Here is a 15,199-nt window from a genome sequence, read left to right as displayed (position 1 = left end):
AATGCTTTTAGAGTGAACCACAGAATTCCTAAATGAAACCATATCAGCAATAGTTTCACGGTGAGGCTCAACCAATTCTTCGGCATCAACTCCAAGTCGAGAAAGTAGCCAGTCGAATTTACCTTGAATTGTTGCGTTACTATACTGTTTCAACTCTGATTTTTTAGTAAATACCTCTTTTCCAAAGGTATTTAACTTTGACTCCATGGCAAAACAATAAAATGTCATTGCAGGGACTAGCTTTTTGAAACGATATCCGTCCTTTTCAACTTTTGCTTCATTGTATAAGGCTATGGCGATCGACTCCAAATAACGGTCGTTTACAATCGAGCCTTCTATTTTATTCATTGCCTATACTTCCTCGATTAGCCTTACACTTTATAGACATATACGGATTTCCCCCGCATTTACATTTCGTCTATTTTGTAATTAATCATTATTAAACTCAAGTAATATCAGACTATTACATGTGAGTTGAAGATGCATTACAGGAAGAAAGTACCGAAGGTTTCCATATAAGTTCTTAATGCATTGATTAGAAAATGTCGGGCAACATGAACACGCTCGATTCGTTAAGTGCATCTACTTTAAATGGTTTTGGGGCATTTCCAAGTTAAATTTTTAGCTCGAATTAGTGAGTTTCGAATTAAAATGTCTATGGGTAACGTCTTAAGCAGAGGCGCGCGCTTTTTGCGCGTCCTGCCGGCTTAACTTGTTATAACGTAGCTTACAAATAACTAGATAAGCAATGCCAGATAGCAAGCCTGTTAAGCCACCTAAATAACTGGCATTGTGCATAAAACCTACACGAACAAATTGTACGGGATTAGTTACGTCTGGCCTTACCCATTGCATGTATTGTGATACTGTTTGTTCGTTGACCTGATAATAACCTAATGCAAGACCAGCTAAACCGGTTAAAAGAGCTACAACTATTACAACTAAAAATGATTTGCTTAGATTGCTTGCCATTTGCCTCGGCGAATGGAACATGACCCCAAAAAAACCTAAGACAATAAAAACTAATACACCCATCCACCATGTAGCTAAGGCACCTACATAAGCAGCCCCCAAACGTGGAGTTTCATACGCCCAAGGAATACCGAATTGCTTAAACTTGAATTGGGTAAAGTACTCTTCTGAAAATGTATAACTTATTTGGTCGTGCAACATGCCATAAATTCCTGCTACAACCGCTGCGAAAATAAGCATTAGAAAGTAAACACCTATTTTTTGGATTATTCTCATACTTTCCCTACGTTATAACGTTTAGGTTAAGGGGCTGCGGCACGCAGTCCCAGTGAGCGAAGCGAACGATTTGAACCGCTTGTTATACGCAACCACCTCATTATAAAAATAGTATTAGCTAGCGCACATGCTCAAAACGTAAATTATCCTCACTAACTCCAGTTTCTCTGAAACCACTAGAAATCAATACTCTTTTAGACGCTTCGTTTTCAGGTGAGGTGTGAGCAATAATGCTTTTTGTATTTTTAAACGACAATGCATGAGAAACTAACGCAATTACTATTTCTTTTGCAAAGCCAAGACGCTGCCACTCTGGTAATACAGAGTAACCGATCTCTACGGTACCTTTATCATCTGGAGGTCCGAAATAACCACCTGAACCAACTAAAGATCTTTCTCCTGAAACAGTATCAATATTAATTGCGTACCATCCATACCAACCTTCGACAGCTTTTCCACCGCTTTCGAAACAAGATAGAAAGAACGACATTGCATCCCGATCATATTCTCCAGTCGGCCAGTCTTCTGAAACAATTGAATTCAACTTGGCAGCAAGTAAGTGTGGTGTTTCAAGCTCTATTCGAATGTGCGTAGCTGACGATGATATTAATTCAATACGATTTGATTTTATGTTGTCTATAATTTTCATTTACTCCAGAGTTAGAACTAGTGATGTATAACTTCTTAGTATTTATGCGCTGCGCTGTTTGCAGGGTATAAAACGCTTGTTGGACTTGGCCGCAGCCACATCCGTGTAAATGGGTATGAATGATGCTATAGGAATTTGCTTTTTTGCGGTAGCGGTTTTTTATGCCGTTTGGTAGGTAATTACTTGATATCGTTTTAGCTTTCTCATTATTTCACGCTCACTATCGACTGATTACTGACCTTGGTTGACTGCATTTGGCCCCACATTTAGGCTGACACTTGCACCCTATCCCCTCATAGGTTTAACCCCATAAGGCAGGCTGCTTTTTGCAGTCGGTCATTTCGCTTCGTCTTGTGGAAGTGGCTATCCTGACATGCGTACCGGCTGGCTTTTGAAAGATCAGACGGTCATGACTTCTAGGTTGAAAGTAACCTCGTGACATTAGCTTTTATATAGCCACAGCTTTATTCGCCCTACTTGCATTTTTAACTTTGAAACAAGCTTTGGGGCAATAGCTTTTTAGCTAAACGAGCAGCGAGAGGGTTAGTTAAGATTGGCATTGGTGTACCAGTGACCGTTGGCGGCATGGATGTCGCCGTCGAGCCTATAGGGATATATTTACGGCGTGTCACTGGGGAAGCAATGACAATTAATACGGAATGCGCGTAACTCAACTGTCTTGCTTTGGGGCATTAGCTTTTTAGCTGAACGAATAGCTAAAGGGATTGTTAAGATTGCCATTGTTGCAACAGTGATCGTTGGCGGCATGGCCGCCATTTACTATCTGCCCAATATGGATATAAAAAATATCGCTTTATGATGATAACAACACGCTCAGTTTAATAATCAAAACCTTGCTGTGCCTTGATACCCGCTTCGAATGCGTGTTTAATCGGCTGCACTTCGCTGACCGTATCTGCAAGCTCGATGATGGCACGGTGGCAAGCGCGGCCCGTGATGATCACATGCTGCATGGGTGGACGATTTTTAAGTGCGCTGAGCACGCGTTCCACATCTAAATAGTGATAGCTCACCATATAGGTGAGTTCATCGAGCATCACGCAATCTATGCTCTCATCTTGCAGCAGCTTTTCGGCGGCTTCCCAAGCGAGTACAGCGGCGGCGGTATCTTTTTCTTTATCTTGGGTTTCCCAGGTAAAACCTGTGCCCATTACATGAAACTCAACCCCTGCACCTTCGAGTAAATTGCGCTCACCGCACTCCCAGGTGCCTTTGATAAATTGCACTACCGCGGCTTTTTTACCGTGACCGACGGCGCGGGCAACAGTGCCAAAACCTGAGGTCGATTTGCCTTTGCCGTTACCGGTTAATACCAGCAGAATACCCTTTTCTTCTTGGGCGGCGGCAATTTTAGCATCCACACCGGCTTTCACTTTCTGTTGGCGAGCCTTGTGGCGTTCGGCCTTGATTTGCGCTTGTTCGTTGTCGTTCTGTGCTGTCATGGTCTTCTCTTCACTCTGCTGCTAAAAATGTCTGCTTTTAAAACTTATGTTTCTAAAACTTATGCTTCTAAAATTGGCTGTAATTTTTGCATGTCTAAATGCTCGGCTAACACATCGGCTAAACGATCGAGTTGCTGCTCACGTATTTGATTGATATCTATCGCCTTAGCATCGTTTAATCCCGCCCAGCGCAAAATCAACTGACACGCATCTGGACTATCAAACAGCCCATGTAAATAAGTGCCAAGGATTTGCCCGTCATCACTTTGCAGGCCATCGGCAAAGCTCACAGATGTGGATTCAGGGATTAACTGCAAGGGCGTATTCGTTTGTTCAAGCCTAGGGATAAGATAGCTTGATTCACCGCAGTGGATTTCATAGCCCTTCACAGCAACCTTTTGCCCAAGTAACGTTAGCTCACCGCTCACTCGTCGTAACTGTTTTTCGGCTTTGAGTTCTGTGCTCAGCGGCAGGTAGCCAAGTCCAGCGGTATCACCCGCACTGTCTTCAATGCCTAAGGGATCGGCAATGCTTTGGCCTAACATTTGATAGCCGCCGCAAATGCCGAGCACTTTGCCGCCGTAACGCAGGTGAGTGGCAATATCTTTATCCCAACCTTGCTGGCGTAAAAAGGCCAAATCGGCGCGCACATTCTTACTGCCGGGTAAGATCAATACATCGGCAGCGGGCAAATGAGTGGCGTGACTCGCGGCTTGAGTTTGTAATGATACATAGTCAAAATCGATATCGGGATTTAGCCGCAGCGGATCAAAATCCGTGTGATTACTGATCCTTGGGTACACTAATACCCGCACTTTTAAGCGGCTGTTAGCACCTTTAGTCGGCGAGCTTATCAGCGCATCTTCGGCATCGAGATGTAAATCATGCAGATAAGGCAACACGCCTAAAACAGGTTTTTGAGTATAAGCTTCAAGCCAATCGAGCCCTGATTGCAACAGGCTAATATCACCACGGAAACGGTTGATCACAAAGCCCTTTACCCGCGCCTGTTCGGATTCTGATAACAAGGCCAAGGTCCCGACCAAATGGGCAAATACGCCACCTTTATCGATATCGGCAATGATAATCACAGGGCAATCCACAGCTTCGGCAAATCCCATGTTGGCAATATCACCTTCACGCAGATTGATCTCCGCTGGACTACCCGCGCCTTCCACCACTATGGTTTGATACTGGGCCGTCAATCGCTCGAAGGATTCCAGCACAGCGCCAAGCGCCATTGCCTTATAATCCTTAGATTTAGGCCCAAAAAAGGCCGAGGCTTCGAGTGTTGTCAGGGCTTTGCCATGAACGATAATTTGCGCGCCCGTGTCCGAGCTTGGTTTAAGCAGTATGGGATTAAAATCGGTATGGGGCTCAAGATAACAGGCCACGGCTTGCAAGGCCTGTGCGCGGCCAATCTCGCCGCCATCAATAGTGACAGCGCTATTGAGCGCCATATTTTGCGGCTTAAAGGGCGCAACCTTAATCCCCTGACGAGCGAGCAAACGACAAATGCCTGCGACTAAGGTGCTCTTGCCCGCATCCGATGTAGTGCCCTGCACCATCAAGACTTTTGCGCGACGAGGTGAATTAACAGCAGGCGTATTCACCATAAGATTAGCAGCAGGATTCATAACAACGGTGTCAGCGGTATCGAGTGCATTAGCACAGGCTGTGTTGTCTGTGTTTGGAGAGGACATAGGTTTAAAAGGCTTATTCTAGTTTGCAGTCATTAACATAACAGCTCAGTCTAAAAATAACTTAAGTATGCAACTTAAGCTTAAAACGTGGACTGAGCCCAAAGTCTAAAGTGGTTTCAATGCTAAGGGTAAACCCGCAACCACTAAGGTGACATTGTCAGCTAAGGCGGCAACGGCTTGGTTTAACCAGCCCGCTTCATCGACAAATTGTCGGCTCAATTCACCTAAGGGCACAATACCTGAGCCCACTTCGTTACTGATCAACACCACCACACCTTCTAGCTCAGCAAGCGAATCCACAAAAGCGGTTTTCTCTGCCTGCCAATTCGCCAAAGCTTCATCGTTAGAGATTGAACTGGCATACGGTATAAAGTCTGTCGCATTCCACTCTGTCGGCGCGGGGTCATCATCGATTTTAACGTTCGATGCAAGTAATTGATTGGTTAACCAAAGGGTTAAACAGTCCACTAAAATCACTCGCCCAGGTTTTGCTAAGCGCTTTAACAGTGCCGTAAGGGCGAGCGACTCTTCAAACAATTGCCATTCGATACCATCGTCCGTTCGTCCCGCTTGATGTTTGGCGATACGGGTCGCCATTTCATCATCCAGCGCCTGCGCCGTGGCCACATAGCAGGCATCGAAGCCGAGCGCTGTGTACTGGCGCACTAAGGCTTCACCGTAGCGACTCTTACCGCTACGGGCGCCGCCTAGGACGAGGTGGATCACAGTATGTTACCTACAACGAGCAATACAAAATAACACACGATTTCAGCTATTTGCTGCGCTGCGCCTAAGGTATCGCCCGTGTAACCGCCAATCTGGCGTCTAAAGATCACTATGATCAAACGGCGCAGTCCTATCATCACTAACAGCAATGACAATGCCGCTAACCCCTTGAGGAATAACAGTACTAATACGCCACTGGCGATCAGGATAAGCAGCTCATTAATGCCCTGATGTTGCGATAGCGGCTTAGACTTACTGGTCTCGTCATCGCGGACATATTTTTCACTAAAGATGATACTGGCTGATACCACACGGCTGACTGTGTGGGCGACGATAAGCGCCGAGCCCGCCACCACAGGATCGTACAGCGCCAACTCGACTAGCAACTGCCATTTCAGCAGCAGGGCCAACATCAACGCCAGTGCGCCATAACTGCCAAGGCGCGAGTCCTTCATGATCCGTAGCTTGTCTTCCGCCGTCCAACCACCGCCAAAACCGTCGAAGGTATCGGCCAGGCCATCCTCGTGGAATCCGCCCGTGAGCAAGACGCCAACCAACATAGCTAACAGCACAGAAACACCGGCGGGGAGCCAGTTCTGCGTCAGCCAAAATACAATGGCACTTAACAGGCCGACCAAAAGACCGACGAGACCGAAATAACGGCTGGCCTTATTCAACTTATCGCTATCGACTTCGACCCATTTAGGCATAGGAATGCGGGTAAAATAGCCCATGGCAACTAAAAACAAATCTATCTCTTTGTGCCAGCTTTCGCGTTCTGACATAAAGCATCCTTAGTGAATTAACACTTGCTGCAAGGTTTAAGATTAAAACGGTTGGCTAAAAAGTTATTATTTTAAATAAGTAAAATAAGCGACTTAGCAGAGCACATCATACAACAGCCTCAATCCCCGCATCACTAAAACTCGCCATTTGATTGTAAAAATTTACAGAGGCTTGAATAAGCGGCAACGCCAAGGCTGCGCCCGTACCTTCACCTAATCTCAGCCCGAGTGATAATAAAGGTTTCGCCTGCAAAAACTCCAACATCCGCTGATGGCCTTGCTCGTCTGACTGGTGGGCGAAAATCAAATAATCGCGCACATTGGGGGCGATTTGCACCGCGACTAATGCCGCCGCTGTCGCGATAAAACCGTCCACGACCACCAGCATTTTACGCTCAGCGGCGGCTAACATAGCCCCCGTCATCTGCACAATTTCAAAACCTCCTAGGCAAGCTAACACTGACTTAGGTCCAGTTAAGGCGCTTTGATGCAGCAATAACGCGAGCTCAATCAGCATCAATTTACGTTCTAAGGTTTCACTATTAATGCCAGTACCACGGCCGACACAATCAATCACATCCAGCTGCATAATCGCCGCCATAATGGCCGCAGCAGAGGAGGTATTGCCTATGCCCATTTCGCCAAAGGCGACTAAGTTACAACCCGCTTGATGGTGACGTTCAATCAAATCGCGCGCCATAGCAAAGCCTTTATCGACGGTTTCAAGCGCCATTGCGGGCTCTAAATGGATTGCACCCGTTCCAGCGCCAAGACGTTGATCGATAATACCTTCAACCCCTTCAACTGGCGTTAAAATACCGCAATCGATCACTTCGAGCTTAAAGCCCACCTGCCGACAAAAAACGTTAATCGCCGCGCCGCCATGGGCAAAGTTTTGCACCATTTGGTGAGTCACTTCGCTAGGAGCAATCGACACACCTTCTGCGGCAATGCCATGATCCCCCGCAAACACTAACATGGTTGGATGGACTATTTTGAGCACATCCGTTTGTGGCTGCTCCGTTTGTTGCAAATCAGTCGCTTGCACGCGGGCAATCTGCAAGGCTAAGGATTCGAGCTGACCTAAGGCGCCGGGCGGCTTAGTCTTAAGATCAATTTTCTGCAGAATCACCAGATCCTGCGCTTTACTCACAGGGCTTATTTGAAAAGACACGGCTGACTGAGACATCCACACTCCACTTTGTAATCTACATTAAATAACCACAACGCATCCCGCGTTTATGACGAACATGTCCAATTGTGCATTTCCAATCGCGGGTGGGATATCAACAGAAATACTGATTATCCCGCCAGTCTGCGCTTGCTAGATGACTCTAGGATGACGTTCTGACTAGGTGCTTACGCCATGACTCTGCGTTTACGCAAAATCAGCAAAAAGAACATGCTACCTATGGCCGCCGTGATAATCCCCACGGGCAACTCTTGATTGCCTAACAAACAGCGCGCCAGCACATCAATCCACACCATAAATAATCCGCCCACCAGCGCCGTTAAAATAATCGGCTGACGACCGGGAAACAGCATGCGCACTGTGTGGGGGATCATTAATCCGACAAAGCCAATACCGCCGCAGGTGGCGACCAAAATCGCGGTAATCAAGGAGCAGAGCAACAGCATATTGAGTCGCAACTTAGGCACATTCACCCCTAAGGTATGCGCCGTTTCATCCCCCGCTTGCAACGCCATGATCTGCCGTTTCATGCCTAAAATAATGAACAAACTCGCGCCAATCACCAGTGTTGGCAGCACTAGCAAGGACCAACTGGCCTTGGCGAAACTGCCTAAACTCCAAAACAGCACAGAAGCCGTCGCCTGCGGACTGGCGAAATACAGCAGCAGACTCGTTAGCGCGCCGAACATAAAGGAGGTCGCCACGCCAGAGAGCAACATGCGCTCCACTTGGCTATTGAGCCCAAGGCCAGATAAGGCCAGCACTATCAGTACCGACAAACTGGCGCCAATAAAAGCGCCGAAGGGCAAGCTAAACCAAAGCAAACCAGACAAGGCGCCCGAACCACTAAAAATCCCCGAGTTCGCCGCCATACCCGCATTCTCAAAAAATCCAGAGCCCGTGAATAACGTCAACATCACCACAGCGCCAAAGGACGCGCCAGAGCTAATGCCAAACAGATAAGGGTCGGCCAGCGGATTGCGGGTCACGATTTGCAGCACACTGCCCGCCAAGGACAAGCCCGCACCCGCCACAAAGGCCAGTAAAATGCGCGGCAGTCTGAGCTCCATCACGATGCGCTCCGTCATGCCATTGGCTTGAGTGAGGTTGGCCATTTTATTGATAAACACTTGGATAACATCCATAAAACTGATGTTCGCCGCGCCAAAACTCGTGGCGGCAATGGGGGTTATCAAAGTGATTATGCCTAATGTGACCAGCATCAGTTGTTGTCTCGTCAAAGGTGTCACGATACGCCCCAAATGTGAGATGAAATGCTGTTTACTCCCTGAATCATCCGCCCTCGCCTCGCTCAGCCAAAGCATCAGCCATGCTGTGCGTCGAATCATGGTAGCCATAGAAGTAGCTGATTAAGGGCTTTTTATGTTGTGGATGGGTCGACACCTGAGCGCACACGCCGAACACATCGCCAATTCGCGCCTCGGTTAATACTTCGGTAGGCGTGCCCATAGCGCTGACTTCACCGTTATGGATCAACAACAAACTGTCGCACAGGGCGCTGGCTAAATTGAGATCGTGAATAGAGGCAATCACGCTGATGCCAAGGCTACGCACTAATTCGAGGATTTGAATTTGATAACGCACATCGAGGTGGTTGGTTGGCTCGTCGAGGATCAACAGTTGCGGCTGCTGCACTATGGCGCGGGCGATCAAGGCACGCTGCTTTTCACCGCCGGATAAGTGCTCGTACTGTTGGTGCATCTTATGGCTGAGGCCGACTTTCTCTAGAGCCTTTGCAATGCGCTCGCCGTCACAGCTCGAATTGGTATCGAACATGCCCTTGTGCGGCGTTAAGCCCATGCTGACCAATTGCTCTGTGGTTAGGTCAAAATAATGCGGCGTGTCTTGCTGCACTACGGCGACGCGGCAGGCAAACGCCTTGGGCGATAAACGCTCAATATCTTGATCAAACAGGGTAATTTTGCCCTGAGTCGGGCGAACAAAGCGATACAAACAGCGTAGCAAGCTAGACTTACCCGCACCGTTAGGCCCAATCAAACCCAGCATCTGCCCCGTTGGCAGCGCAAAGTTAATATTGGAAAGAATGGTTTTGCCATCGATACACCAGCTTAACTGGCTGACATCGAGCGCGACCATCTGGCTCGCTGACGGGCGAGTGTCGCTGTCATTCAAAGCATGGCTCGTTTGGATGGCAGAGAGTTTCACCAAAGTGGTGCTCCTAGCGAGTCCAAACCTGAATTAAAAAAGGTTGTGCACATTGTCATCGGCTCCCTCGAGTCACCCGCTCGAGAACTAAGGCTGCACGCAGCGATAACAGAAATAGGCAGGTCTCCTGACTCGTCACTTTTTGTATTGAAAACAATATAAAAAGTCACTCACAGTTGCGGGCACAGTTCGGGCTGACTGACAAGCAGCTCCCCGATTCCCTATTATGTTGAGATTGATTTCAAGCCTTTGCAGCGTGTCTCGGCCATAACTGCTACAGAACACCCTCGCACGACTCAAAACTCCCAACACCTATTTCTGTGACGTCATCCGATACACTGCCACCAGCCTTGCAAGGCCGCGTGCGTCAGGGGACGTCAGGAAAAAGCATTATCCTATATTTACCTTAATAGGCAATCGACAATCACGCTGGTAAGACAAGAAAAATCTTCACCTTAGGGCAACGCGGATCACTCGCAGCGCCCGCTCGGCCAATCTAAACGCCAGTAACAAACGCCGTGCTCATCCTGCAGCACATTAATGCTCACCACGGCCGCCACGGGTAAATCGAGTTGACTGTAAAAGCCCACCGCCCGCTCAACCCCAAGGGCACGCGCCATTAAGTGACGGATCACTCCGCCGTGGGTCACGACCCATACTTTGGCAGCCAGTTCGCCCGCAGCCACGCTAGCGCCCACAGCCTGCTCGGCGTTATCTGAGTTGACGGTCAATCGTTCAAACTCGGTGGCGAGTATCTGGTCAATTGCGCCATTCACCCGCGACTCGAAACTGGCCATAGTTTCCCCATTGGGCGGCGGTGTTTGCCAAGGGTTTTGCCAATAGGCCGCTAAACGTTCGCCCTCTTGCTGATACAGCTCATCGAGTCGACGACCGTCCCAATCACCAAAATCAATTTCCTGTAAACCCGACAAAAACTGCGCCTGCAATGGCCTTGACTCAGATACCAGCGCCGCCGTCGAATGCAATTCGGCGGCAAAGGCTTGGGCAAATTCGGCGCAGCGGCGTGAAGTCGAACTGTAAATCGCGCTACAGGTACTTGCCTGCGCCTCAACCGCTGCCGACATTTGCTGCCAGCCCTTTTCGCTTAAAGGCACATCCACACGGCCGCGTAAAATGGCGCCGCCTTCACACTCACCGTGGCGCAACAATAACAATCGAACTTGTTTCATATATGCCTTTTTAGTTAGGGACTAGATACTAAGAACTAAAGCCGAGGGCCTAAATTCTTGATTCTCGATTCTCGCTCCTAATGCCCTTGACTTTCATCTTGCCCTGACAATCATAAGTCGCGTATTATGGACGTCTATACGTTTAAATGTCCAAAACAAATTTTTAAGAACAAGTATTCAAAAAATGTCGGCTGACGACAATAAAATGCACTTAGCATAACAATGGCCGATTTTTGGACTTAACTTAGCTGTATTTAAGGTAATTATTTATGACGATACCCTCTACCAAAGCCGGCCAGATATTGGCAGACATACGCAAACAGCTTGCAGAGCGCATTCTGATCTTAGACGGTGCCATGGGCACTATGATCCAAGGCTACAAGCTGGAAGAAGAGGACTATCGCGGCGAACGCTTTAAAGATTGGCACACTGACGTCAAAGGCAACAACGATTTATTGGTGTTGTCGCAACCCCACATCATCAAACAGATTCACACCGACTACTTAAACGCCGGTGCCGACATCATTGAAACCAACACCTTTAATGCTACTACTATTGCCATGGCCGACTACGACATGCAGTCGCTGTCCGCCGAAATTAACTTAGTCGGCGCGCGCCTCGCCCGTGAAGCCTGTGATGAAGCCTTTGCTGCCACAGGCATTCCACGCTACGTCGCCGGTGTGTTAGGCCCCACTAACCGTACGTGTTCGATTAGCCCTGATGTGAACGACCCTGGCTATCGCAACGTCAGCTTCGATGAGTTAGTGACTGCTTACAAAGAATCTACTAAGGCGCTGATTGAAGGCGGCGCGGATATCATTATGGTCGAGACCATATTCGATACCTTAAACGCCAAAGCCGCGCTGTTCGCAATTGAATCCGTATTCGATGACTTATTTGGTCAGCATTCTAAAGACAGATTGCCGATCATGATTTCGGGCACCATTACCGATGCCTCTGGCCGCACACTGACTGGCCAAACGACCGAAGCCTTTTACAATTCCCTTCGTCATATCAAGCCCTTATCTATCGGTCTTAACTGTGCACTTGGGCCAAAAGAATTGCGCCCCTATGTGGAAGAATTATCCCGCATCAGCGAGTGTTATGTGTCGGCGCATCCGAATGCAGGCCTGCCGAACGAGTTTGGCGGTTACGATGAAACCCCAGAGGATATGGCGAACGTGATCGAAGATTGGGCGCGCGAAGGCATGCTCAATATTATCGGTGGTTGTTGTGGTAGTACGCCTGAACATATCCGCGTGATCCGTGAAGCGGTCGACAGACATAACCCGCGCGTGTTGCCCGATATTCCCGTAGCTTGCCGCTTAGCCGGTTTGGAACCACTGACTATCGACGCCCAATCCCTGTTCGTTAACGTGGGTGAGCGCACCAACGTTACAGGTTCGGCCAAGTTTTTAAAGCTGATCAAAGAAGGCAAGTTTGAGCAGGCGCTCGATGTCGCCCGCGAGCAGGTCGAAAGCGGCGCGCAAATCATCGACATCAACATGGACGAAGGCATGCTCGATGGCGCCGAGATCATGCACAAGTTTTTAAACTTGATTGCCTCTGAGCCCGACATCAGTCGCGTACCTATTATGATCGACTCCTCTAAGTGGGAAGTGATCGAAGCTGGCCTCAAATGTATTCAAGGCAAGGGCATAGTTAACTCGATTTCCCTTAAAGAAGGCGAAGCCAAGTTTATCGAGCAAGCCACCTTAGTGAAACGCTACGGCGCGGCGGCCATTATCATGGCGTTCGACGAACAGGGTCAGGCCGACACTAAAGCGCGTAAAATCGAAATCTGTACCCGCGCCTATCGGGTGCTGGTCGATAAGGTCGGCTTTCCGCCAGAAGACATCATTTTCGACCCGAACATTTTCGCCATCGCCACAGGTATCGATGAACACGACAACTATGCCGTCGATTTTATTGATGCCATTAAAGCGATTAAAGCCACCCTGCCCCACGCGATGATTTCGGGCGGCGTATCGAACGTGTCGTTCTCGTTCCGCGGTAACAACCCAGTGCGCGAAGCGATTCACGCGGTCTTCCTGTACCACGCCATCAAAGTCGGTATGGACATGGGCATTGTCAACGCAGGTCAGTTAGCCATTTACGACGATATCGATCCTGAGCTTAAAGTGCGGGTCGAAAACGTGGTGCTTAACTTGCCCTGCCCAGTTGAAGGCTCAAGCAATACCGAGCAGTTACTTGAAATCGCAGAGAAATTCCGCGGTGATGGCGCGCAGGTGGGCAAGAAAGAAGATTTAGAATGGCGCAGCTGGCCGGTGAGCCAACGCTTATCCCATGCGCTCGTCAAAGGCATTACCGAATTTATCGATGAAGATACCGAAGCCGCTCGCCAAGAAGCGAAACGTCCACTGGATGTGATTGAAGGCGCCTTGATGGACGGCATGAACGTGGTCGGCGACTTGTTCGGCTCGGGCAAAATGTTCCTGCCGCAGGTGGTGAAATCGGCGCGGGTGATGAAAAAAGCCGTGGCTTACTTAAACCCCTATATCGAGCTAGAAAAGGTCGAAGGCCAATCTAACGGCAAGATTTTGATGGTGACAGTAAAAGGTGACGTGCACGATATCGGCAAGAATATCGTCGGCGTGGTGCTCGCCTGTAACGGTTTCGAGGTATTCGATTTAGGTGTGATGGTGTCGGTGGAGCGAATTCTCGACGCCGTGAAAGAACACAATATCGATATCATCGGCATGTCGGGGCTCATCACGCCGAGTCTGGACGAGATGGTGCATAACGTGAAAACCTTCCACCGCGAAGGCTTAACTATTCCGGCGATTATCGGCGGTGCCACTTGCTCTAAAATCCACACAGCGGTGAAGATTGCGCCCCATTATCCCCATGGCGCCATTTATATCGCCGATGCGTCCCGCGCTGTACCTATGGTGAGCAAGCTCATCAACAACGAGACACGCCAAGCGACCATAGACGAAACCTATGCTGAATACGACGACATGCGCACTAAGCGTCTATCCCAAGCCAAGCGCAAAGAAATAGTGTCACTCGAAGCGGCCCGTGAAAACCGCTGCCAACACGATTGGGCCAACTACACCCCGTTCACGCCAAACGTGCTCGGTCGCCAAGTATTTGATAATTATCCGTTAGAAGACTTAGTCGAGCGTATCGACTGGACACCGTTTTTCCGCTCGTGGGAACTTCACGGCCATTACCCTGAAATCCTCACCGATAAAGTCGTCGGCGTCGAGGCACAAAAGCTGTTCGCCGATGGTCAGGCCATGCTCAAACAAATCATCGAGGAAAAGTGGCTCACGGCGAAAGCGGTTATCGGCTTATTCCCTGCCAATACCGTCAATTACGACGACATTGAGCTGTATACCGATGAGTCGCGTACCACAGTCGAAATGACCACACATCACCTGCGGATGCAGCTTGAGCGTGTCGGCAACGACAACTTCTGCCTATCCGATTTTGTTGCACCAAAAGACTCAGGCGTCGCCGATTACATGGGCGGCTTTGCGGTGACCACAGGCCACGGCATAGACGAACATGTGGCGCGTTTCGAAGCCAACCACGACGACTACAACGCCATAATGCTCAAATGCTTAGCCGACCGTTTGGCCGAAGCCTTTGCCGAGCGGATGCACGAACGGGTACGTAAAGAGTTTTGGGGTTATGCGGCCGACGAGCAGTTAAGCAACGAAGCCTTAATCCGCGAGAAATACAAAGGCATACGCCCCGCACCGGGTTACCCAGCTTGCCCAGACCACACAGAAAAAGGCTTGTTATGGGACTTGCTCAAGCCCGATGAGACTATCAACTTGAACATCACCGAAAGCTACGCCATGTTCCCCACAGCGGCAGTATCGGGCTGGTATTTCGCCCACCCGAAATCCCGCTACTTTGGTGTGAGTAACATAGGCCGCGATCAAGTGGAAGATTATGCGAAGCGTAAAGGGATGAGTATTGCGGAAACGGAGAAGTGGCTGGCGCCAGTGTTAGATTATGATCCCGAGTGATTGGGGTTTAGATTACGCTAACGCGGTTTGAGATCTAAGATCGGTCTTGCGA

General features: G+C 49.0%; 12 protein-coding genes and 1 riboswitch. Of the genes, 1 reads left to right on the top strand and 11 read right to left on the bottom strand.

The window, feature by feature from the left end:
• The 11 genes from AAA952_RS03945 to AAA952_RS03895 form a co-directional block, all read right to left on the bottom strand.
• Positions 1 to 348: hypothetical protein (locus AAA952_RS03945; RefSeq protein WP_338254588.1), on the bottom strand; the 348-nt coding region annotated here is incomplete at its 3' end.
• Positions 349 to 669: 321 nt separating this feature from the next.
• Positions 670 to 1,248 carry a hypothetical protein gene (locus tag AAA952_RS03940; protein WP_338254586.1) on the bottom strand — a complete coding sequence of 193 codons (579 nt, stop codon included), beginning with the start codon at positions 1,246 to 1,248 and terminating at the stop codon, positions 670 to 672.
• A gap of 118 nt (positions 1,249 to 1,366) precedes the next feature.
• Positions 1,367 to 1,897: a GNAT family N-acetyltransferase gene (locus tag AAA952_RS03935; protein WP_064625337.1), complete on the bottom strand. Its 531-nt coding sequence runs from the start codon at positions 1,895 to 1,897 to the stop codon at positions 1,367 to 1,369.
• Between the two features lie 839 nt (positions 1,898 to 2,736).
• Complete coding sequence (gene cobO, locus AAA952_RS03930) at positions 2,737 to 3,360, bottom strand: cob(I)yrinic acid a,c-diamide adenosyltransferase (protein WP_113941149.1); 624 nt, start codon at positions 3,358 to 3,360, stop codon at positions 2,737 to 2,739.
• 59 nt (positions 3,361 to 3,419) lie between these two features.
• Positions 3,420 to 5,063, bottom strand: a complete 1,644-nt coding sequence (locus AAA952_RS03925) for a cobyric acid synthase (protein WP_338254582.1) — start codon at positions 5,061 to 5,063, stop codon at positions 3,420 to 3,422.
• Between the two features lie 105 nt (positions 5,064 to 5,168).
• Complete coding sequence (cobU, locus tag AAA952_RS03920; protein ID WP_338254580.1) at positions 5,169 to 5,789, bottom strand: bifunctional adenosylcobinamide kinase/adenosylcobinamide-phosphate guanylyltransferase; 621 nt, start codon at positions 5,787 to 5,789, stop codon at positions 5,169 to 5,171.
• Entirely contained in the window at positions 5,786 to 6,574 is a 789-nt protein-coding gene (locus AAA952_RS03915) for an adenosylcobinamide-GDP ribazoletransferase (RefSeq protein WP_006082834.1), read from the bottom strand. The genes cobU and AAA952_RS03915 overlap by 4 nt, the downstream gene beginning before the upstream one ends.
• Positions 6,575 to 6,680: 106 nt before the next feature.
• Entirely contained in the window at positions 6,681 to 7,763 is a 1,083-nt protein-coding gene (gene cobT, locus AAA952_RS03910) for a nicotinate-nucleotide--dimethylbenzimidazole phosphoribosyltransferase (RefSeq protein ID WP_338254576.1), read from the bottom strand.
• Positions 7,764 to 7,933: 170 nt separating this feature from the next.
• Positions 7,934 to 9,091, bottom strand: a complete 1,158-nt coding sequence (locus tag AAA952_RS03905) for a FecCD family ABC transporter permease (protein WP_338254599.1) — start codon at positions 9,089 to 9,091, stop codon at positions 7,934 to 7,936.
• Positions 9,060 to 9,953 carry an ABC transporter ATP-binding protein gene (locus tag AAA952_RS03900; RefSeq protein WP_338254574.1) on the bottom strand — a complete coding sequence of 298 codons (894 nt, stop codon included), beginning with the start codon at positions 9,951 to 9,953 and terminating at the stop codon, positions 9,060 to 9,062. The genes AAA952_RS03905 and AAA952_RS03900 overlap by 32 nt, the downstream gene beginning before the upstream one ends.
• Positions 9,954 to 10,053: 100 nt before the next feature.
• Positions 10,054 to 10,219, bottom strand: a riboswitch (cobalamin riboswitch).
• A gap of 204 nt (positions 10,220 to 10,423) precedes the next feature.
• Complete coding sequence (locus AAA952_RS03895; protein WP_338254572.1) at positions 10,424 to 11,143, bottom strand: histidine phosphatase family protein; 720 nt, start codon at positions 11,141 to 11,143, stop codon at positions 10,424 to 10,426.
• Positions 11,144 to 11,412: 269 nt separating this feature from the next.
• Here AAA952_RS03895 and metH point away from each other — a divergent pair, with 269 nt between their 5' ends.
• Complete coding sequence (gene metH / locus AAA952_RS03890; RefSeq protein WP_338254570.1) at positions 11,413 to 15,147, top strand: methionine synthase; 3,735 nt, start codon at positions 11,413 to 11,415, stop codon at positions 15,145 to 15,147.
• Positions 15,148 to 15,199: the final 52 nt, after the last annotated feature.

Source organism: Shewanella sp. M-Br (genome assembly GCF_036245925.1).
GTDB classification, from domain to species: Bacteria; Pseudomonadota; Gammaproteobacteria; order Enterobacterales; family Shewanellaceae; genus Shewanella; species Shewanella oncorhynchi.
This window is presented reverse-complemented; position numbering and strand designations above follow the sequence as displayed.

Bases quoted from the DNA above. Each gene is read 5' to 3' on its own strand.
- AAA952_RS03940 (WP_338254586.1), bottom strand. From the start codon at position 1,248: ATGAGAATAATCCAAAAAATAGGTGTTTACTTTCTAATGCTTATTTTC.
- AAA952_RS03935 (WP_064625337.1), bottom strand. From the start codon at position 1,897: ATGAAAATTATAGACAACATAAAATCAAATCGTATTGAATTAATATCA.
- cobO (WP_113941149.1), bottom strand. From the start codon at position 3,360: ATGACAGCACAGAACGACAACGAACAAGCGCAAATCAAGGCCGAACGC.
- AAA952_RS03925 (WP_338254582.1), bottom strand. From the start codon at position 5,063: ATGTCCTCTCCAAACACAGACAACACAGCCTGTGCTAATGCACTCGAT.
- AAA952_RS03915 (WP_006082834.1), bottom strand. From the start codon at position 6,574: ATGTCAGAACGCGAAAGCTGGCACAAAGAGATAGATTTGTTTTTAGTT.
- cobT (WP_338254576.1), bottom strand. From the start codon at position 7,763: ATGTCTCAGTCAGCCGTGTCTTTTCAAATAAGCCCTGTGAGTAAAGCG.
- AAA952_RS03905 (WP_338254599.1), bottom strand. From the start codon at position 9,091: ATGCTTTGGCTGAGCGAGGCGAGGGCGGATGATTCAGGGAGTAAACAG.
- AAA952_RS03895 (WP_338254572.1), bottom strand. From the start codon at position 11,143: ATGAAACAAGTTCGATTGTTATTGTTGCGCCACGGTGAGTGTGAAGGC.
- metH (WP_338254570.1), top strand. From the start codon at position 11,413: ATGACGATACCCTCTACCAAAGCCGGCCAGATATTGGCAGACATACGC.